The 19,720-nt window shown below is 67.0% G+C and carries 20 protein-coding genes; 11 read left to right on the top strand and 9 right to left on the bottom strand.

Going from position 1 to position 19,720, the window contains the following annotated elements; translation table 11 throughout:
• Positions 1 to 45 precede the first annotated feature (45 nt).
• The 4 genes from ACVOMH_RS11630 (at position 46) to ACVOMH_RS11615 (ending at position 4,207) form a co-directional block, all read left to right on the top strand.
• Positions 46 to 894, top strand: coding sequence for a MurR/RpiR family transcriptional regulator (locus ACVOMH_RS11630; RefSeq protein ID WP_057506610.1), 849 nt, complete (start codon positions 46 to 48; stop codon positions 892 to 894).
• 17 nt (positions 895 to 911) lie between these two features.
• The gene (locus tag ACVOMH_RS11625; RefSeq protein ID WP_481552058.1) at positions 912 to 1,685 is read left to right on the top strand and encodes a L,D-transpeptidase family protein; all 774 of its coding nucleotides are present in this window, start codon (positions 912 to 914) and stop codon (positions 1,683 to 1,685) included.
• Positions 1,682 to 2,962 carry a dicarboxylate/amino acid:cation symporter gene (locus ACVOMH_RS11620; RefSeq protein ID WP_481552057.1) on the top strand — a complete coding sequence of 427 codons (1,281 nt, stop codon included), beginning with the start codon at positions 1,682 to 1,684 and terminating at the stop codon, positions 2,960 to 2,962. The genes ACVOMH_RS11625 and ACVOMH_RS11620 overlap by 4 nt, the downstream gene beginning before the upstream one ends.
• Positions 2,963 to 3,043: 81 nt before the next feature.
• Positions 3,044 to 4,207: a PQQ-dependent sugar dehydrogenase gene (locus ACVOMH_RS11615; protein WP_481552056.1), complete on the top strand. Its 1,164-nt coding sequence runs from the start codon at positions 3,044 to 3,046 to the stop codon at positions 4,205 to 4,207.
• Between the two features lie 65 nt (positions 4,208 to 4,272).
• On the opposite strand, the gene ACVOMH_RS11610 is transcribed toward ACVOMH_RS11615, so the two are convergent.
• The 4 genes from ACVOMH_RS11610 to tsaD all read right to left on the bottom strand — a co-directional run bounded on the left by ACVOMH_RS11610 (position 4,273) and on the right by tsaD (position 9,521).
• Positions 4,273 to 6,450 (bottom strand): glycoside hydrolase family 3 N-terminal domain-containing protein, encoded by a 2,178-nt coding sequence (locus ACVOMH_RS11610; protein ID WP_481552171.1) that lies wholly within the window; start codon positions 6,448 to 6,450, stop codon positions 4,273 to 4,275.
• A gap of 115 nt (positions 6,451 to 6,565) precedes the next feature.
• Positions 6,566 to 7,828: a mechanosensitive ion channel family protein gene (locus tag ACVOMH_RS11605; protein ID WP_481552055.1), complete on the bottom strand. Its 1,263-nt coding sequence runs from the start codon at positions 7,826 to 7,828 to the stop codon at positions 6,566 to 6,568.
• Between the two features lie 148 nt (positions 7,829 to 7,976).
• Positions 7,977 to 8,336, bottom strand: a complete 360-nt coding sequence (folB, locus tag ACVOMH_RS11600; RefSeq protein ID WP_054660366.1) for a dihydroneopterin aldolase — start codon at positions 8,334 to 8,336, stop codon at positions 7,977 to 7,979.
• A gap of 147 nt (positions 8,337 to 8,483) precedes the next feature.
• Positions 8,484 to 9,521, bottom strand: a complete 1,038-nt coding sequence (tsaD, locus tag ACVOMH_RS11595; RefSeq protein ID WP_481552054.1) for a tRNA (adenosine(37)-N6)-threonylcarbamoyltransferase complex transferase subunit TsaD — start codon at positions 9,519 to 9,521, stop codon at positions 8,484 to 8,486.
• 198 nt (positions 9,522 to 9,719) lie between these two features.
• Here tsaD and rpsU point away from each other — a divergent pair, with 198 nt between their 5' ends.
• From rpsU to ACVOMH_RS11565, 6 genes are all read left to right on the top strand, one after another.
• The gene (gene rpsU, locus ACVOMH_RS11590) at positions 9,720 to 9,935 is read left to right on the top strand and encodes a 30S ribosomal protein S21 (RefSeq protein WP_002808376.1); all 216 of its coding nucleotides are present in this window, start codon (positions 9,720 to 9,722) and stop codon (positions 9,933 to 9,935) included.
• A gap of 146 nt (positions 9,936 to 10,081) precedes the next feature.
• On the top strand, positions 10,082 to 10,528 hold the full coding sequence (locus tag ACVOMH_RS11585) for a GatB/YqeY domain-containing protein (protein ID WP_481523087.1): 447 nt from the start codon (positions 10,082 to 10,084) through the stop codon (positions 10,526 to 10,528).
• A 253-nt stretch (positions 10,529 to 10,781) separates the two neighbouring features.
• Positions 10,782 to 11,678 (top strand): YihY/virulence factor BrkB family protein, encoded by an 897-nt coding sequence (locus ACVOMH_RS11580; protein ID WP_481523086.1) that lies wholly within the window; start codon positions 10,782 to 10,784, stop codon positions 11,676 to 11,678.
• 57 nt (positions 11,679 to 11,735) lie between these two features.
• Positions 11,736 to 13,469: a DNA primase gene (gene dnaG / locus ACVOMH_RS11575; RefSeq protein ID WP_481552053.1), complete on the top strand. Its 1,734-nt coding sequence runs from the start codon at positions 11,736 to 11,738 to the stop codon at positions 13,467 to 13,469.
• A 21-nt stretch (positions 13,470 to 13,490) separates the two neighbouring features.
• Complete coding sequence (locus ACVOMH_RS11570; protein WP_481523084.1) at positions 13,491 to 13,988, top strand: protein tyrosine phosphatase family protein; 498 nt, start codon at positions 13,491 to 13,493, stop codon at positions 13,986 to 13,988.
• Positions 13,989 to 14,041: 53 nt separating this feature from the next.
• On the top strand, positions 14,042 to 15,016 hold the full coding sequence (locus ACVOMH_RS11565) for a bile acid:sodium symporter family protein (RefSeq protein WP_481552052.1): 975 nt from the start codon (positions 14,042 to 14,044) through the stop codon (positions 15,014 to 15,016).
• Between the two features lie 34 nt (positions 15,017 to 15,050).
• Here ACVOMH_RS11565 and ACVOMH_RS11560 read toward each other — a convergent pair whose 3' ends face one another.
• The 5 genes from ACVOMH_RS11560 to ACVOMH_RS11540 all read right to left on the bottom strand — a co-directional run bounded on the left by ACVOMH_RS11560 (position 15,051) and on the right by ACVOMH_RS11540 (position 19,414).
• Positions 15,051 to 15,860, bottom strand: coding sequence for a TraB/GumN family protein (locus ACVOMH_RS11560; protein ID WP_481552051.1), 810 nt, complete (start codon positions 15,858 to 15,860; stop codon positions 15,051 to 15,053).
• Between the two features lie 156 nt (positions 15,861 to 16,016).
• A complete protein-coding gene (cyoE, locus tag ACVOMH_RS11555) occupies positions 16,017 to 16,910 on the bottom strand; it encodes a heme o synthase (RefSeq protein ID WP_054659329.1) in 894 nt (297 codons plus the stop codon).
• 4 nt (positions 16,911 to 16,914) lie between these two features.
• Positions 16,915 to 18,078 (bottom strand): COX15/CtaA family protein, encoded by a 1,164-nt coding sequence (locus tag ACVOMH_RS11550; RefSeq protein ID WP_481552050.1) that lies wholly within the window; start codon positions 18,076 to 18,078, stop codon positions 16,915 to 16,917.
• A gap of 10 nt (positions 18,079 to 18,088) precedes the next feature.
• Complete coding sequence (locus tag ACVOMH_RS11545; protein WP_481523080.1) at positions 18,089 to 18,664, bottom strand: hypothetical protein; 576 nt, start codon at positions 18,662 to 18,664, stop codon at positions 18,089 to 18,091.
• A 27-nt stretch (positions 18,665 to 18,691) separates the two neighbouring features.
• Positions 18,692 to 19,414, bottom strand: coding sequence for an SURF1 family protein (locus ACVOMH_RS11540; RefSeq protein WP_481523079.1), 723 nt, complete (start codon positions 19,412 to 19,414; stop codon positions 18,692 to 18,694).
• 57 nt (positions 19,415 to 19,471) lie between these two features.
• On the opposite strand from ACVOMH_RS11540, the gene ACVOMH_RS11535 reads away from it, so the two are divergent.
• Positions 19,472 to 19,690: a twin transmembrane helix small protein gene (locus ACVOMH_RS11535; protein ID WP_054659890.1), complete on the top strand. Its 219-nt coding sequence runs from the start codon at positions 19,472 to 19,474 to the stop codon at positions 19,688 to 19,690.
• Positions 19,691 to 19,720: the final 30 nt, after the last annotated feature.

Genomic DNA, 19,720 nt, shown 5'->3' with positions numbered 1-19,720 from the left:
GCCGCAATCCCGTAGAGTCGCCCCCAGCCCAACCGCCGATCGCTCATGGCCCCGCTGCTGAAAATCCGCGCAGAACGCGAACACATGTCGGCGATCGAACGTCGCATCGCCGATTTCATCCTCGACAACGCCCACCTGCTGCGCGACTACTCCTCGCAGCAGCTGGCCAATGCGCTGGATATCAGCCAGTCCAGCGTGGTCAAGTTCAGCCAGAAGCTGGGCTTCAAGGGCTACCCGGACCTGAAGTATTCGGTCGGTGCCGCGGTGGCGGCGGCCGGCAACGGCGAGAGCACGCGCTGGCCGCCGGAGGAGCAGGCCGGCGGCTATCTGCTGGCGGCCGAGACCCTGCGCCGTGCCAAGGCCGGCGCCGAAGAGGAAACCATGGCGGCCAATCCGCAGGCCGATGTGGAAGCGGTGATCGCGCTGATCGATACCGCACCGAAGGTCTTCATCTATGGGCTGGGCGACGACGGCCTGTACGCGCGCGAGTTCGCGATGCGGCTGTCGCTGCTGGGCATCCTCACCGTGCAGCACGCCGATCCGATTTTGATGACCGCCAATCTGTCGGCCGCGCGCGCGGGCGATGTGATGCTGGTGTTTTCCGAGTTCGGCAAACTGCCGCAGCTGTGGCAACTATCGCGGCAGTTCCAGGAGGTCGGTGGCAAGGTGGTGTCGATCACCCGCCATACCGCCAACCCGCTGCGCGCGCATGCCGATGCGGCGCTGGCGATATGCGCGCACGACCCGCAGCCGCAGATCGCGCAGCTGCTGTACCGTTGCTCGCTGCAGTACCTGCTGGATTTCGTGTTCGTGCTGCTGTGCCAGTCCAATCCGGACCGCCAACGGCAGCTGGCATTGAACCAGGAACGCATCCAGCAACTGATCGACAACTGATGACCGGAGCCGCCGCCATGTCTTTTCTGTTCCGTTCCACCACCCGGTGGCTGGTGTCCGCGCTGGCCTGCGTGGGGCTTGCATCGAACGCCAGTGCCACGCCGCTGGACAAGGCCCGCCAGCTGATCGTGGTCACCGCCCCCTCATGGGAAGCATCCTCCGGCCAGTTGCAGGCGTTCGAGCGCACGGAAAACGGCTGGCAGGCGCACGGCACCGGTTTCGAGGTGGCCCTGGGCCGCAGCGGCAGCGCCTGGGGTATCGGCCTGCATCCGCCACAGAACGGCGGCCCGCAGAAGCGCGAGGGCGACGGCCGCAGCCCGGCCGGCATCTTCGCCATCGGCCCGGCGTTCGGTTATGCAAGTCATCTCGGCACCGCACTGCCCTACCAGCCGATGCTGGCCACCAGTTACTGCATGGATGTGCCGGCTTCGCCGCTGTACAACCGCATCGTCGATGCCGCCAAGGTCGGCACCGGGGCGGTGAAAGGCTCCACCGAGGCGATGCGCCTGGACCTGCACAACAACGGCGATGTGCGCTACCGCGAAGGTTTCGTCATCGAGCACAACCCGGGCAACGTGGCCGGACAGGGCAGCTGTATCTTCGCGCACCTGTGGCGCACCCCGGGCGAAGCCACCGCCGGCTGCACCGCGATGGCACCCCGGCAGATGAGCGATCTTCTGGCCTGGCTCACGCCTGACGCCACCCCGCTGTTTGTGCTGTTGCCCGCAGCGGAGTATCAGCGCCTGCAACCCGGCTGGGGCCTGCCGGCGCGGGTGGAGACCGCACATTGAGCACGCCCGCACGCCGCTTCACCCTCTCGGCCCCGGTCAAGGTGCTGATCGCGCTGCTGATCGCCGCAGTCGTGGGTCTGTCGCTGACCGCCTATGACCCGGCACTGGCACTGCGGATTGCCGATGTGCTGCGCCCGATCGGCCGGCTGTGGCTCAACGCCCTGCAGATGACCGTGGTGCCGCTGGTCACCGCACTGGTGATCGTCGGCGTCAACACCGCCAGCAATGCCGCCGCCTCCGGCCGTACCGCGCGCAACGCGATCATCGTGTTCCTGGTCCTGCTGGTGGGCTCGGCCGCGTTCTCCGCGGTCATCACCCCGGCGTTGCTGGATCTGCTGCCGCGCGATGCCGACAACATCCAGGCCTTCCGCGACGCGCTGCGTTCGCCCACCACTGCGGCAACCCCGCCCAGCGCCGCGCAGTGGATCAGCTCCTTGATCCCCAGCAACGCGCTGGCGGCGGCCGCCTCCAGCGCGATGCTGCCGCTGGTGGCCTTTGCGATGTTCTTCGGCTTTGCATTGAGCCGCCAGGAACCGGAGCGCCGCGACCGCATCCTGGACATCATCCGCATCATCGCCGACACCATGATCACCATCGTGCGCTGGGTGCTGTGGGCGGCACCGGTCGGCGTGTTCGCGCTGGTGTTCGTGGTCTGCGCCGAAGTGGGCATGAGCATCCTCGGCGTGCTGGGCTACTACATCGTGCTGATGTGCGTGATCTACATCCTGATCACCCTGCTGCTGTACGTGGTGGCCCGCTTCGCCGCCGGCGAGCCGTTCGGCCGCTTTGCCCGTGCGCTGGTGCCGGTGCAGGTGATTGCCGGCAGCACGCAGTCGTCACTAGCCTCGCTGCCGGCCATGATCGACAGCGCGCGCAACCGGCTGGGCTATCCGGCCGGGCTCACCTCGCTGGTGCTGCCGATGGCGGTGTCGCTGTTCCGCATCACCAGCCCGGCGCAGTACATCGCCGTGGCCAGTTTCATCGCCTGGCTGTATGGCATCGACGTGCACGCCTCGCAGTACGCGGTGGCGGTGCTGCTGGCCGCGGCGATCAGCATGGGCTCCACCGGCCTGCCCGGCCAGGCCAATTTCATGACCAACAACCTGCCCATCACCCAGAGCCTGGGGCTGCCGGTGGAACCGCTGGGCGTGCTGCTGGCGGTAGACACCATCCCCGATGTGTTCTGCACCATCGGCAACGCCACCGGCGGCGTCACTGCCACCGGCATCGTCGCCAGGCACACGCCAGCGGATCCCCAAGCGGCTGCGGAAAGCTGAGCAAGGCGGGGCGCCCCCCCGGCCCCCCGACATGCGGTACAACACGCCCCTGGACATCGCTTCCCGCCACTGGAGATCCCCATGCCCCGTTCCACGCTGCTGGCCATGACCCTGGCTCTGGCCCCGATCCTGTTCACCAGCGCCTGCGCCGCCGCACCCGATCCCGCTGCGGACGCGGCGGTGAAAGCCGCGCACTGGCCTTTCGCCGTCACCGACGTCGCCCGCTTCCGCGAGCCGTGGGCGATGACGTTCCTGCCTGACGGCAGCCTGCTCATCACCGAGAAGGGCGGCAAGCTGATCCATTTCGACCCTGCCAGCGGCAACCGCGGCGTGGTGAGCGGCACACCGGCCGTGGCCTATGGCGGCCAGGGCGGTTTCGGCGATGTGGTCGCGCATCCGCAGTTCGCCGGCAACGGGCTGGTCTACTACAGCTACGCCGAGGAAGGCGATGGCGACACCCGCGGCGCGGCGGTGGCACGCGCCAAACTGGTGCTCGATGCCGACGGCGGCGGACAACTGCGCGAGGCGCAGGTCATCTGGCGACAGACCCCGAAAGTCAGTGGCGGCGGCCACTACGGCCATCGTCTGGCGTTTGGTCCGGATGGCAAGTTGTGGATCAGTTCCAGCGAACGGCAGAAGTTCGATCCGGCCCAGGACATGAAGGCCAATCTGGGCAAGATCATCCGCCTCAATGACGATGGCGGCATTCCCGCGGACAATCCGTTCGTGGCCCAGGGCGCGCCGGCCGACCAGGTATGGTCACTGGGCCATCGCAATGCGCTGGGCCTGGCATTCGATGCCAACGGCAGACTGTGGGAACACGAGATGGGCCCCAGGGGCGGTGATGAGCTGAACCTGATCCGGCGCGGCGGCAACTATGGCTATCCCATCGTCTCCAACGGCGACCACTACGACGGTCGCGATATTCCCGACCATGACACCCGCCCGGAATTCATTGCCCCGGTAGTGACTTGGCGGCAGGTGATCTCACCGGCCGGTTTCATCATCTACAACGGTGCGCTGTTCCCGCAGTGGCAGGGCAGCGGCTTTATCGGCGGGCTCTCGTCCAAGTCGCTGGTGCGGGTGGCCTTTGATGGCGAGAAGGCCCGCGAAGCCGAACGCTTCGACATGGGCCAGCGGATCCGCGAAGTGGAGCAGGGCCCGGACGGCGCCATCTGGCTGCTGGAAGACCAGAAGGATGGCCAGGGCGGCCGGCTGCTCAAACTCACGCCCAAGGCCGGCTGAGCCGCCTGCGCATGCGCATGCGCCGCCACTCCGGTGGCGCAGGCGTCACGGCGTGGATTGCCGCCTCAGGGCGGCGCCAGCAGCTCGAACGTCACCGCCTCGCCACTGACTGACGAGGCGCAGACCCACACATCGAACAATCCCGGTTCGGCACGGAACTGGCCATCCACACCGGTGAACGCCAGTTGCTGGCGGTCCAGGTGGAACGTCACCGACTGCGACTGGCCCGGCGCCAGCGCGATCTTGGTGAACGCCTTCAACTCGCGCACCGGGCGCACGCGGCTGGCGACGCGGTCATGCACATACAGCTGCACCACTTCCTCGCCGGCCACGCTGCCGGTATTGGTGACCCGGGTGGTGATCCGCAATTGGCCATTCCACTCCAGCTGCGGCGCACTCAACTGCGGCGAACCGTAGGCGAAGGTGGTGTAACTGAGGCCATGGCCGAAGGCATACAGCGGTGCATTGGGAATTTCGCGCCAGCGCGCCTTGAACTCGGACATGCTCGGCAGTTCCGGGCGACCGGTCCGGGGGTGGTTGTAGTAGAACGGCTGCTGTCCGGAGACCTGCGGAAAACTGACCGGCAAACGCGCCGAAGGGTTGTAGCGGCCAAACAGCACATCGGCCACCGCATGCCCGGTCTGCGTCCCCAGATACCAGCTCACCGCGATCGCCTGCGCATCGCGGACCGCGCCTTGCAGCGCCAGTGCGCGGCCGTTGCGCAGCAGCACCACCAGCGGCTTGCCGGTCATCGCCACCGCCTCGGCCAGTGCCTGCTGCGCCGGCGGCAGGGTGATCTCCACCCGCGACTGCGCCTCGCCGCTGTACTGCTGCGGCTCGCCCAGCGCCAGTACCACCACATCGGCGCGCAGGGCCGCGGCCACCGCCTGCTCGATGCCGCCGGGCAACGGGGCCTCCAGCGCACAACCGGCCACGACTTCCAGCGACGCAGGGTCTTCGAGCTGCGCCCGCAGCCCGCTGTCCAACGGCACATAGCGCGTCTTGTCGCCGAACAGCGTCCAGCAGCCTTCGATGTTGTCGCGGTCCGGACCGAACGGGCCGATCAGCGCGATCTTCTGCCCGCGCGCGTGCAGCGGCAGCAGGCCGCCGTCATTTTTCAGCAGCACGATCGAACGCCGCGCCGCCTCGCGCGACAGCGCGTCGTGGGCGGCGACAGGGGAACCATCGGCTTCGCGCAGCGGGTCCAGCGAGCGGTACGGATCATCGAACAGGCCAATGGCTTCTTTCAGCTGCAGCATCCGCCGCACCGATTCATCCAGCAGCGCCATCGGCACCTGCCCGCTTTCGACCAGCGCCGGCAGGTGTTCGGCATAGAAGCCGCTCTGCATGCTCAGGTCGAGCCCGGCCAGAAACGCCTTGGCGGTGGCATCGCGCTCATCGGCGGCGTAGCCGTGCGCGACCAGTTCCATGTCGGCGGTGTAATCGGACACCACCACTCCGGGAAACCCCCACTCCTGCCGCAAAATACCCGTCAGCAACGCGTGGTTGGCGCTGGCCGGCACGCCGTTGATGTCGTTGAACGCACTCATGACCGCCAGCGCGCCGGCGTCGAACGCCGCCTTGAACGGCGGCAGGTGCACATCACGCAGGGTCTGCGGCGAGATATCCACCTGCGCGTATTCCATGCCGCCCGCCACCGCGCCGTAGGCGGCAAAATGCTTGGGCGTGGCCAGCAGTGCGTCATCCGCCCGCAGGTCATCGCCCTGGAAGCCGCGCACCCGCGCCGCGGCGAAGGCGCAGCCCAGCACCACATCCTCGCCCGCGCCTTCGGCGCCGCGGCCCCAGCGCTGGTCGCGGGCGATATCCACTGCCGGCGCATAGGTCCAGTGGATACCTGCCGCTGTGGCTTCGACCGCCGTGGCGCGGGCGGTACGCCGGGCCAGCTCCGGTTCGAAGCTGGCCGCTTCGCCCAGCGGGATCGGAAACACCGTGCGCATGCCGTGGATCACGTCGGCGGCCAGGATCACCGGAATGCCGAGCCGGCTCTGCTCCACCGCGACCTGCTGGATGCGGCGCCCGGCTTCAGCGCCGACACCGTTGAACAGCGAGCCGACCCGGCCGGCGCGCACCTGCTCGAGCACCTGCTCGGCATTGCGCACGTTCGCCTCCGGGTTCACGTCCGGCGCGAACGGACGGACCATGTCGGCGAACACCCCCAGCTGCCCGACCTTTTCCTCCACGGTCATGCGCGCGATCAGCGATTCGATACGGTCCGAGGCCACCGGAAGTCCTTTGGGCAAGACAGCTGCAAAGCGCGGATTCTAGCGCCGCGCATGTTAAGCGCCGGGCCAGCGCGGACCTGCAGGCCACCGGCCGGCCTGGCGACACCGGCCATGTTCAGTCCCGCGGCGCCATGCGCTGCTCACGCACACTCATCAACATCGCGTCGCTGGACTCCTGGAACACCCGCAGACCGAACTCCGGCAGGATCGCCAGCAGGTGGTCGAACACATCGGACTGGGTACGTTCGTAGGTTGCCCACTCGGTGGGCGCAAAGCAGTAGATCTCCAGCGGCAGGCCCTGCGGGGTGGGCGCCAGCTGGCGGACCAGCAGCGTCATGTCCTGCCTGATGTCCGGATGGCTGCGCAGATAGCGCTCGATATACGCGCGGAACGTGCCCAGGTTGGTCAAGCGGCGCGCGTTGACCGGCTCCGGGTGCTGCGCGGCCAGTTGCGCGTTCCACTGTCCCAGCTCCTGCTGCTTGCTGGCCAGGTAGTCGTCAAGCAGGTGGAACTGGCCCAGCCGCTCCAGCCCCGGCGCATCGAGAAACCGCACGCTGTGCTGGTCCAGATACAGCGAACGCTTGATCCGGCGCCCGCCCGCCTCCTGCATGCCGCGCCAGTTCTTGAACGACTCGGTGACCAGCTTCTTGGTCGGGATAGTGGTGACGGTCTTGTCGAAGTTCTGCACGGTGACGGTGTGCAGGGCGATGTCGATCACGTCGCCATCAGCGTTCTGGCTGGGCATCTCGATCCAGTCGCCGATCCGTACCCGGCCATCGCCGCTGATCTGCACGCTGGCCACCAGCGACAGGATGGTGTCCTGGAAGATCAGCATGAACACCGCCGTGGCCGCGCCCAGGCCGGTGATCACGTGCAGCAGCTTCACTCCCGCCAGTGTGGCCACGATCGACAGCCCGGCCAACACGAACACCACGATCTTGGCCACCTGCAGAAAGCCCTTGATCGGCTTGTTGCGCGCATCGGCGCGGCGCTCGTAGAACGCGTTGAACGCATCCAGGGCATGCGACACCGCCAACGCGATGGTCAGCACGGTCCACGAGTGCGCCAGGGCCTGCAGGCCCTTGACCAGTCCCGGCGGCAGTTCCGGCACGATCGCCAGGCCGACGGCAATCACCACCGAAGGCACGATATTGGCCAGGCGGGCGACCACCCGCAGCGAGTGATGGGCGCTGTGCTGCGGGCCGGAGAAGCGCTCGATCACCTTGCGCAGACCACGCAGCAGGATGTGCTTGGTGAGAAAGTTGGCCAGCCAGGCCAGCAGCAGCAGGGCCACCAGCACCACCGCCGGATAGGCCATGGGATACGGCGCCAGCAGGTTTTCCAACTGGTCCAGCCAACGGATTCCGATTACCGCCATCGCGTGTTGTTCCTCTTGTTGGGATTGCAGCAACGCACCTCCAGCCCCCGCCGCGGATGGGCCGGGCCGTCGCAGGTGGCGACCAGAAGGAGGGCGTGCCGCTGCCGCGCCCGGCCCACCGCCGGACGTGGCAAAGTCAGGCGGGATTTCAGTCTGCCGCGCGCGTGCGCTCGATGATCACGCCGACCGCGCGAGCGCCACGCACCGCACCGGGCTTGCTCAGCTTCAACCGCAGCCAGTGCACGTTGAACTCGTCCAGCACGATCTGCGCGCAACGCTCGGCCAGTGTTTCCACCAGGCCGAAATCGGAGGCGCGCACGAACTCCATCAGGCGCTTGCTCACCGCCTTGTAGTTGAGCGTGTCGACGATGTCGTCGCTGGCGGCAGGCTTGCGGTTGTCAAAGCCCATTTCCAGATCGAACACCAGCGTCTGGCGGATACGCCGCTCCCAGTCGTAGATGCCGATCAGGGCGTCGATTTCCAGCCCTTCGATGAATACCTTGTCCATTGCATCCGTCGCAGTGAATGAGCGGCCATGGTAACGGCCCCTTGCTGAGCCTGCCGTGGATGCTGCCGGCACTTGGCCAAATTCGCGGGTTTTCGTGCCCATTGGCCGCTTTCACCGGGAAGGCGGCCATCTGTGCCGCAGCGCTGCTCAGGTGCCGGCGTGCAGCGGCGGCAACGTGGCCATGTCCCAACGCGGGGTGACCTTGACCTCGGCCGGGCTGTGCTGCCCGGCCTGCAGGCGCAGTGCGCCGGCGAAGGCGATCATCGCGCCGTTGTCGGTGCACAGCTCCGGCCTCGGGAAACAGACCCGGCCACCGCGCCGCTGGGCCGCGTCCTGCAGCTTGGCGCGCAGGCGCTTGTTGGCGCCGACCCCGCCAGCCACCACCAGCACGTCGCAGCCGGCCTCATCCAGCGCGCGGCCGCACTTGATCGCCAGCGTGTCGACCACCGCGTCCTCGAAGCCGCGGGCGATGTCGGCGCGGGTCTGCTCACTCTGGTCACTGTCGCGCCAGGCCAGCAACACCTGGGTCTTGAGACCGGAAAAACTGAAATCCAGCCCCGGGCGGTCGGTCATCGGACGGGCGAACTTGTAACGCCCGGGCGTACCGGTCTCGGCCAGCCTGGCCAGCTGCGGCCCGCCCGGATACGGCAGACCCATCAATTTGGCGGTCTTGTCGAAGGCCTCACCGGCGGCATCGTCCAGGGTTTCGCCGAGCAGGCGGTACCTGCCGATCGCGTCGACCGCGATCAGCTGGGTATGGCCACCGGACACCAGCAGCGCCACGAACGGCGGCTCCGGCGGATCATCCTCCATCAGCGGCGCCAGCAGGTGCCCTTCCATGTGGTGTACGCCGATGGCCGGCACGTCCAGCCCCCAGGCCAGCGCGCGTGCCACCCCTGCACCCACCAGCAGCGCGCCGACCAGACCGGGCCCAGCCGTGTAGGCCACCCCGTCGATCTCGGACATGGCGATGCCGGCCTCGTCCAGGGTCTGCCGGATCAGCGGCAGGGTCTTGCGGACGTGGTCGCGGCTGGCCAGCTCCGGCACCACTCCACCGTATTCAGCGTGCAGCGCGATCTGGCTGTAGACCGCATGGGCGCGCAGCGCCGCCGCACCGGACAGGCCGGTGTCGTACACCGCCACGCCGGTCTCATCGCAGGATGATTCAATACCGAGAACTTTCATGCCACTATTGTGGACCTGCGCGGAGGTCTTGGCGATGCATCAAGATCCGCCCGCAGCCTTGCAGCGGCGGGCTCGCCGCCACTGGCCGCGCGTAGGCGGATGACCTGCTTGGCCCTGCCCTCTTGCATGGCTCGCCAAAGCCGATATAATGCGCGGCTCGCCGGGCGTGACCCGGTTTCATTGTGTCCCGGAGATTCCATGCCCAGCGTTAAAGTCCGCGAGAACGAGCCCTTCGAGTTTGCTCTCCGCCGCTTCAAGCGCACTTGCGAAAAGGCCGGTGTGCTGGCCGAAACCCGCAAGCGCGAGTTCTATGAAAAGCCGACCCAGGAACGCAAGCGCAAGGCTGCTGCTGCCGTGAAGCGCCAGCTGCGTCGTTCCTCGCGTGACGTTACCAAGCGTCAGCGGCTGTACTGATCGTACGTGACTCCTGAACGGGGGGCTCTGGCCTTCCGTCCTGGAGTAAAAGCCGGCACGCGCAAGCGTGGCCGGCTTTTCGCGTTCGCGGCGCTTGACTATTCCCAGCGCCTCACCGTATTCCCGATCCCGCAACGAGGTGATCCATGAGCCTGAAGCAACAGCTGACCGATGACATGAAAGCCGCCATGAAGGCCGGCGACAAGCACTCCCTGGGCGTGATCCGCCTGATCAACGCGGCCATCAAGCAGCGGGAAGTGGACGAGCGCATCGAGCTGGACGACGCCGCGGTGATCGCCGTGCTCGACAAGATGGTCAAGCAGCGCAAGGACTCGGTGACCCAGTTCGAAGCCGCCAACCGTGAAGACCTGGCCGCCATCGAGCGCGACGAGATCGGGGTGATCGAGCGCTACGTGCCGGCGAAGATGGGCGAGGCCGAGATCCAGGCCGCCATCACCGCCGCCATCGCCGAAACCGGCGCCAGCAGCGCCGCCGACATGGGCAAGCTGATGGGCGTGCTCAAGCCCAAGCTGGCCGGCCAGGCCGATATGGGCCTGGTGTCCAAGCTGGTCAAGCAGGCCTTTGCCGGCTGAACCGGCCCGCCCGCGCTGTCCCGACAAGGCCCGCCAACGCGGGCCTTGTCGTTTGCGCAACTGCCGCAGACCCGCCAGCACAGCGCTCCGGAGCCCTCGGTATGGAACATGAAGCACGCTCCGGAACCCTGCCTTCCCGCCCCTACGGCGGCAACGCCACGCAGTTCCCGACGCCACGCCCGGCACCGGCGTTTCATCCCGGCCCACGCCCGCTTTTGCTAGAACAACGCCCTGCCTTCAGCCGAGACCACCGATGCCAGCGAGCCGCCCCGCTTTGCACACCTTCAAATCCCGCCTGGAACGCCTGCAGCAGAGCCTGCCGGCCGCACTGGTACGCCGCTTCATCGACACCGATGTGATGACCCAGGCCGCCTCGCTGGCGTTCTACACCCTGCTGTCACTGGCCCCGCTGCTGATACTGCTGTTGTGGCTGACCGCCTCGCTGTATCCGCCCGCGCAGCAGGCGCTGATCGATCAGATCGTGTCGCTGGCCGGGCCCAGCGTTGCCGCGGTGGCGCAGACCGTGATCGCCAATGCCCGCGCCCAGCCCGATCTGGGCTCGCTGGCCGGGATCTGGAGCCTGGCTTTGCTGTTGATCGGCGCCACCGTCGTGTTCGCGCAGCTGCAGGCGGCACTGAACCTGATTTTCCGTACCGATTCGACCCGCTTTGACGGCTTTGCCGGCTGGCTGAAGAAACGCGTGTTCTCCGCCGGCGTAGTGCTGGCGCTGGGCTTTCTGCTGATCGTCTCGATGGTCGCCACCACCGCGCTGCAGGTGGTCTTCGCCCAACTGCCCTCCTTGCTGCCGGCGGTGGGCTACACCACGACGCTGCTGCTGTACGCACTGGGTTTTGCCTTCCTCTACCACTACCTGCCCGACCGCCCGGTCGACTGGCGCCAGGCCTTTCTCGGCGGCGCGATCACCGCGGCGCTGTTCACCTTTGGCCGCTACGCGATCGGCCTGTACCTGGCCAATACCGCGCCCGGCAGCGCCTACGGCTCGATGGGCGCACTGGTGATCATGCTGGTCTGGGTCTACTACGCCAGCGTGGTGTTCTTCGCCGGTGCACTGATCACCGCGGTGATCGACGAACGCGCCCATGTCGCGCGCAGGACTGCCACCGCGCCTGCCGGGGCCACCGCACCCTAGTACACTTGCATCACTCTTTTGCCATGACCGCCTTACGGTGGTGTGTTCTTTCGCCGCATGGCCAGACTTCCCGACGCCTTCATCGACGACCTGCTCGCCCGCACCGACATTGTCGAGGTGGTCGGCACGCGCGTGCCGCTCAAGCGCCAGGGCAAGGAGTACGCGGCGCGCTGCCCGTTCCATGACGAGCGCTCGGCCTCGTTCACCGTTTCACCGACCAAGCAGTTCTATCACTGCTTCGGTTGCGGCGCGCACGGCACCGCGATCAGCTTCCTGATGAATTACGACCGCCTCGAGTTTCTCGATGCGGTGGATGAACTGGCCAAGCGTGTGGGCATGGAAATCCCGCGCGAAACCAGTCCGCGCACCGCGCAGCAGCAGGACGACAGCCGCGACCAGTACTCGGCGCTGGATGCGGCCAGCCGTTTCTTCCAGAAGCAGCTGGAAAGCAGCGACAAGGCCCGCGCCTATCTGGATGGCCGCGGCGTGGACGCCGACACCCGCACCCGCTTCGCCATCGGCTACGCGCCGGACGGTTACAGCGCGCTGAAGGATGCGCTGGGCAAGGACGAGCGGCGCATGAAGCTGCTCGAGCGCGTCGGCCTGTTCTCCAAGAACGACCGCGGCCACGTCTACGACAAGTTCCGCGACCGGGTGATGTTCCCGATCTTCGACCGCCGCGGCCGCGTCATCGCCTTCGGCGGGCGCGTGTTCGAGAAGGACGACGGCCCCAAGTACCTCAACTCCCCCGAGACCGCGCTGTTCCACAAGGGGCGCGAACTGTACGGCCTGTGGCAGGTGCGCCAGGCCAACCAGAAGATCGAGCGGCTGATCGTGGTCGAGGGCTACATGGATGTGGTCAGCCTGTTCCAGTTCGGCGTCACCCAGGCGGTGGCGACACTGGGCACGGCGACCACGCCGGACCATGCCGAGCTGCTGTTCCGCAACGCGCCGGATGTGTATTTCTGCTTCGACGGTGACGCCGCCGGGCGCCGCGCCGGCTGGCGCGCACTGGAATCGGTATTGCCCCGCATGAAGGACGGCCGTCAAGCGTTCTTCCTGTTCCTGCCCGATGGCGAGGACCCGGACAGCATCGTGCGCAAGGAAGGCGCCGCGGGCTTTGATACACGCCTGAAACAGGCCACGCCGCTGTCGCAGTTCTTCTTCGACGAGCTGACCCGCGAGATCAACCTGGGCACGCTCGACGGCAAGGCGCGCCTGGCCGAGCGCGCGCGGCCGATGCTGGCGCAGATTCCCGATGGCGCTTTTGCCGACCTGATGAAACAGGAACTCGCGCGCCTGACCGGTATCGGCAGCACCTCCGGCGCCATGCCCGCCGCGCCGCGTCCTGCCGCGCGCAACACGGTGCCGGTACAGAAGCGCAGCCTGGTGCGCGCGGCCATCGCGATCCTGCTGCAGCAACCCTCGCTGGCGATGAATCTGGAAGGCCACCACGCCTTTGCCGGCCTGCGCCTGCCGGGCATCGAGCTGCTGCTGGAGCTGCTGGAGCTGGTGCAGCAACGCCCGGACATCAGCACCGGCGCGCTGCTGGAGCACTTCAACGACCGCGAGGAGCAGGCCGCCCTGCACAAGCTGGCGGCACAGGTGTTGCCCGGCAATGAGGCCAGCTGGGGGCAGGAACTGCAGGACGCGGTGATCCAACTGGAAAAGCAGCTGCTGCAGCAGCGGCTGGATGAACTGCAGGCCAAACAGCGCCAGCAGGGGCTGGACGACACCGACAAATACGAACTGCGTGAACTGCTAAAAACCCGCGCCAGCCTGCGCCTCTGACATCGGCAAGGAAACATCTGCATGCACATCCACCGCCTGCCATTGCTGCTTACGCTGATGCTCTGCGCCAGCGCCAGCGCCTTCGCCGCTGACACGCCCCTGCATCAGCCGCGCCCGGACCTGATCACCGCCGGCCAACCCAGCGCGCAGCAGCTGCGTGAGGCGGCCGCAACCGGCGTCACCACGGTCATCGACCTGCGCGGGCCGGAGGAGGATCGCGGCTATGACGAAGCCGCCCTGGCGGCCCAGCTGGGACTGCGCTACGTGCGCCTGCCGATCAGCGGCGCGACCGACATCACCGAAGCCAACGCGCGCACGCTCGATCGCCTGCTCAAGCAGGGCGACGGCAAGACCCTGCTGCATTGTGCGTCGGCCAATCGCGCCGGCGCGCTGCTGGCGCTGATCGAGGCCCGCATCCATGGCGCCTCCATCGATGACGCCCTCCAGCGCGGCCGTGCGGCCGGCCTGACATCGCTGGCACCGGTCGTACGCACCACGCTGGAGACGCCCACGCCCTGAGCGGGCGCGCCATTCATCCACCTGATCATCCACCTGAAAGGAGGCTCTTGCCGATGATGCACTGGTGGTCGCGCCTGCGACCGGACAACTTCACCCTTGCCCTGCTGGCCACGGTCGCGCTTGCCACGGTCGCACCGATGACCGGCGCCGCAGCCACCGGACTGGACCACGTCACCGATCTGGCCATCGCGGCGCTGTTTTTCCTGCATGGGGCGCGCCTGCCACGTGAATCCATCCTCGCCGGGATGCTGCACTGGCGCCTGCATCTGGTCATCCTGGGCTGCACCTTCCTGCTGTTTCCACTGCTCGGGCTGGCGTTCAAGCCCCTGGCCGGCTGGGCGCTCACACCGGAACTGTTCATCGGCGTGCTGTTCCTGTGCGCGCTGCCGTCCACCGTGCAGTCCTCGATCGCCTTCACCTCGATGGCCGGCGGCAATGTGCCGGCGGCGGTATGCGCAGCCTCGCTGTCGAGCATCCTCGGCGTGTTCCTCACCCCCTTGCTGATGACCCTGCTCACCGGCGCCGAAGGCGGCATCGCCAATCCGCTGCACGCCGTGGGCATGATCATGCTGCAGCTGCTGGTGCCGTTCGTCGCCGGCCATCTGCTGCGACCATGGATCGCCGGCTGGGTGGAGAAACAGCGCGCGTTGCTGCGCTACACCGACCAGGGCACGGTCTTGCTGGTGGTGTATGCCGCCTTCGGCGAATCGGTCAATGAGGGGCTGTGGCACAAGACGCCGGCGCTGTCCCTGCTGACCGCCGCGCTGGTCTCGGTGGTGCTGCTGGCCATCGCCATGCCGGGCATCACCTGGCTCTCCCGGCGGCTGGGCTTCAGCCGTTACGACGAGATCCCCATCGTGTTCTGCGGTTCGAAGAAGAGCCTGGCCACCGGCGTGCCGATCGCCAAGGTGCTGTTCGCCGGGGGCAGCCTCGGTGCGATCGTGCTGCCGATCATGATCTACCACCAGCTGCAGCTGATCGTCTGCGCGCTGATCGCGCAGCGCTACGCCAGACAGAACGGGCAGTAGCGGCCGGGGACGACGTACGCGCGTCCCCGCGGTCTCATTTCAGCAACCGTCCTACGCTCAACTCCGGCATCCACACCCACAGATCGTACTGGCGGCCGGGTTCGGTACTCACGCGCAGCTCCCGGCCAGGTCTATCGCGCAGCGGCAATGATTTGCAGGTATCCGGCAGACATCCCCAGATGCTGCCTTTGCGTGCGTCCAGCCGCACGCTGTACAGATCCAGATCGGCCAGCGTGGTGGCCAGTGGCCGCAACTGCATTTCTGGTGGTGCGTCTGCCGGGCGCTGGCGCATGGCATGCACATTTCCGGTGAGTACCAGCATCCGCGCATTTCCCGGCATGCGCGCATAAACCTGCCGGAGTCTGGCCGCCATGGCGTCATCGCGGACCTGGTTGCCGCGCGTGCTGACCACAAGGTCATAGCCGATCACCTGCACCGCACGGCCTTGCACCCGCAGCGCGCGCACCGCTTCGATCAGCTCCAGCATGTCGTAGCTCCGCCGACCGTCGTGGCGGTCGCCGATCACGCTCCAGTAGCGCCCTGAGCGCAGGGCTGCCATCGCCTCGGCATCACCTTCGGAAGCGAGATAGGCCGCCAACGCCGCGTCCTCGCTGCGCGGCAGCTCCAGCGCCAGCACCACCGGCGTGCCATCGCGGCTGTAGTCATCGACCAGCTGCCGTACCAGCAATGGCGTCTCGCGCGTACCGTGATATTCACCCAGTACCAGCAGCCGATGCTCGCCGGCGTGCTGGCGTATCTGCATGGCGGTTTCATCGGCGCGCGCCGTCGTGACCAGCGCCGTCGCCAACAGCAGCGCGGCCATCACGCGGGTCCAGATCTGCATCCGTGCGTCCTTCGTTCCATCAGGGGTCGAAGAAGCGATGGCGGTTGCGCCAGCCGAATTCAAGGCATGGCCAGGCCGCATGTGCCCCCGACCGATGCAGACCTGCCGTTCAGCGGTCAGAAGCCGCGGAACGATACGTGGCGCATCAGCCCGGGATCACAGCCACGGCAGCAGCCAGTGATCGACCAGCAGGAAAGCGAACAGCGCCATCAGGTAGACGATGGAATAGCCGAACATCTTCATGTTGAACATCTCGTCCGGCGGGTTCTGCATCTTCCACGCGTACCAGAGAAATACCAGGTTCAACACGGTGGCACCGCCCAGGTAGAACATGCCGCTCATGCCGATGGCCACCGGCAGCAGGGTCACCACCGCCAGCACCACCGAGTACACCAGGATCTGCCTGCGCGTGTGCGGCACGCCGTGGGTGACCGGCAGCATCGGCACATCGGCCTTGGCGTAGTCGGCGCGACGGAAGATCGCCAGCGCCCAGAAGTGCGGCGGGGTCCAGATGAAGATGATCAGCACCAGCAGCAGGGCATGGGCCCAGTCGGAACTGCCCTGCATGCCGGTGATCGCCGCCCAGCCCAGCAGCGGCGGGGTGGCGCCGGCCAGGCCGCCGATGACGATGTTCTGCGAGGTCGCCCGCTTCAGATACACGGTGTAGATCACCGCATAGCCGATCAGCGAGGCGAAGGTCAGCACCGCGGTGATCACGTTCACCCACAGCACCAGGATGGTCATCGACAACGCGGTGAGCGCACCGGCGAACACCAGCACCTGGCGCGGCGAGACCTTGCCCACCACCAGCGGGCGCCACGAGGTGCGCGCCATCTGCGCATCGATACGCGCATCCAGCAACTGGTTGATCGCCGCCGCCGCGGCCGCCGCCAGCCAGATGCCCAGGAAACCCAGCGCGCCGGACAGCACCTGTTCGATGGTCGGCAACGCCGGAACCGCCAGGAACATGCCCACCAGCGCGGTGAACACGATCAGGGCCACCACCTTGGGCTTGGTCAGATCCCAGTAATCGCGCCAGGTTGTAGTCATGCCATCACTCCGGCGCGCGCAGCCGCGCCAGCAGCGTGACCAGTACGAACAACAAGGCGACCGCACCACCGTTGTGCATCACCGCCACCGTCAGCGGCAACGACAGCTTGACGTTGAGAATACCCAGCGTGACCTGCAGCACGATCAGCACGCCCAGCGTGGTCGCCCAGCCGCGCATGCCCGGCAGGCGGAACAGCCGCACCGACAGCACCAGCAGGTACAACGCCACCACCACAGCCATCATCCGGTGCGCCATCTGGATGGCGATACGCGAGGCGCCGTCGAGCACGCCACCTTCGTAGTCCACGCCGATGCCACGCCACAGGGTGAAACCTTCGCTGTAGTTCTGCTGCGGCCACCATTGGCTGACGCAGCGCGGAAAATTGTCCAGCGAGGCACTGCCGCCGCCACAGGCCAGCGCCGCGTAATTGGCACTGACCCAACCGCCAAGCGCGATCTGCAGCGCCACCAGCACCACCGCCGCGCGCAGCCACCAGCGCAGGCGCGGCGCCTCTGCCAGCGTGATCGGCAGGTGGGTGGCTTTCCACGCCATCCATACCAGCATGCCGAACATCAGCATGCCGCCCAGCAGGTGGCCCATCACCACGATCGGCTTGAGCAGCCAGGTGACCGTCCACATGCCCAGCAGCGCCTGGAATACCACCACCGCCAGGGTCAGTACCGCCGCGCGGGCCAGATCGATGTTGGACCAGCGCAGCGCCGCCAGCAGCAGAATCGCTTCACCGCCGATGGCCAGGATGCTGGAAGCCACATGTTCGCCGCGCATATACAGCGGTATCGCCAACGCCACCAGCGCCGAAGCGGTGATGATCTGCGCGATGCCGCGCTTGCGCCGGCGTGCCGCCAGCAGCGCCAAGGTCAACACTTCCACGCCCAGCAGACCGGCCAAGAAGCGGTGCACCTGCTCAAGCCATGCCTTGTGGGTTTCCAGCGGACGGATCTCGCTGGCCACGTGCTGGGCCGCTTCCATCTGTGTCTGCGGCCAGGTGACGCGGCCATAGCAGGTCGGCCAGTCCGGGCAACTCAGGCCGGCATCGGACAGCCGCACGAACGAGCCGAACATGATGGTGCTGGCGGTCATGATCAGCGCGAACCACGCCAGGCGGTGGAAATTGCGGTACAGCGCCGGACGCGCGGAGGCATTCATCGAACGGGACTCACATCAGTTTCAACAGCTTGGATAGATCAGCCCGCAATCCACCCGGCTCAAAACCCGGCGCATAGCGGAGTACCACAAAGCCATTGGGATCAATCACATACACCGGGATACCGACCGGGTCATCGACCCCCGGCAGTTTGGCCCGGAACGCAGGCTGGGGCTGCAGCACTTTCAGTGCCGGAGTGGCTGCCACCTGCTCCGGCGGCGTGCCCAGCCACAGTATCTCGACATTATCGGCGTTATGGCCGAACAACTGCCACACCTTGTCCAACTGCTGCGACAAAGTGACGCAGGCCGGGGCGCAGCCACGGTCGGGGGCCAGCAGGATGCGCCAATGGCGCTGGCCCGGATTCCATTCATAGGCAGTGCCGTCGACCAACTGCAGGCGCTCGCTGCGCAGATCCAGCGCCGGTTGCAGCATCTGCCCATGATGGCGGTTGATCTGCGGGGTCCAGCCGGAAAAGCGCAGGATCCCGGCCAGTGCCATCGAACCGAAGAACATCGCAAAAATCAGCAACAGCACGCGGCGACCACGGTTGCGTATGGCGAGCTGGTCGGGGGTCAGAGCATTCATGCCGGGCATCTTCCCATGTGAGGGGGTTCAGCGCTTGCGCGCCAGACGCCGACGCACATGCAACAGCGTGGCGATCAGCAGCACCGTCAGCGCCATGGCGAACCATTGCACCGCATAGCCGAGGTGACGCGAGGGCGGCAAGGTGTTGGGCAGCAGGTCCAGATCCCGCGCATAGCCCAGCGGCAGCGCCGGATCCAGCCGCAGCACCCGCGGTGCGAGCGGCACCTGCTCCAATCCCAGCTGGGCGGCAATGGCGGGCAGATCGATACGGGTGGCCAGCCAGGTCTGCGGCTGCTTCGCCGGCACCAGGGCTGGCCCCAGCGCGATTCCGGCAGCCGGCGCGGGCGCCCACAGCCCGCGCAGCGCGTGCGTGCCCTGCTGGCCGGACAACGGGGGCAGCGCGCGATCGGCCGGCAGCGGCAGCCAGCCAAGATCGACCAGCACCGCCGGACCAAGCTCCGCCCGCGCGGCCTGGTAAACCTTGATGCCGGCGCGGCCCTCGCGCAACTGGTTGTCCAGCAACACCGTGCCCGGAACAAACCGCAATCGATCCTCTATCCAGTGCAGGGCATCGGGCGAGCGCACCGCCTCGGCCAGCGTCACCATGCTGGCGCTTGCCGACGGCAGTTGCGCCAGCACGTGTTGCTTTTCGTGCATGCGTTGCAGCTGCCAACTGCCCAGCACCATGAACACCGCCGCCACGGCGACGGCGAGCATCCATCCGGAAAAGACCGTGTGCTGTCGCGTCATGACAAGCCGGCCGCGAGCAGGTGATATAGCGGGGACTTCCCACCCGCCGAGCCGCGCATGAATGATTCGCTGAAGACCCTGCTGGTAATCGCGTTCTTGATCGTCATCGTCTGGAATCTGGGGGCCGGCCTCTACTACCTGATGATCGATCGCGGCCAGACCAAGCGCACGGTCAACGCGTTGACCCGGCGCATCGCCCTGTCGGTGGCGCTGATCCTGCTGGTGGTCCTTGGCATCTACAGCGGCTGGATCAAGCCGCACGGAGTCGGCGGCTGAGTCCGGCCACGGCCGCGTTGCCCGATGCGA

Source organism: Stenotrophomonas sp. STEN013 (assembly GCF_056760355.1).
This window is presented reverse-complemented; position numbering and strand designations above follow the sequence as displayed.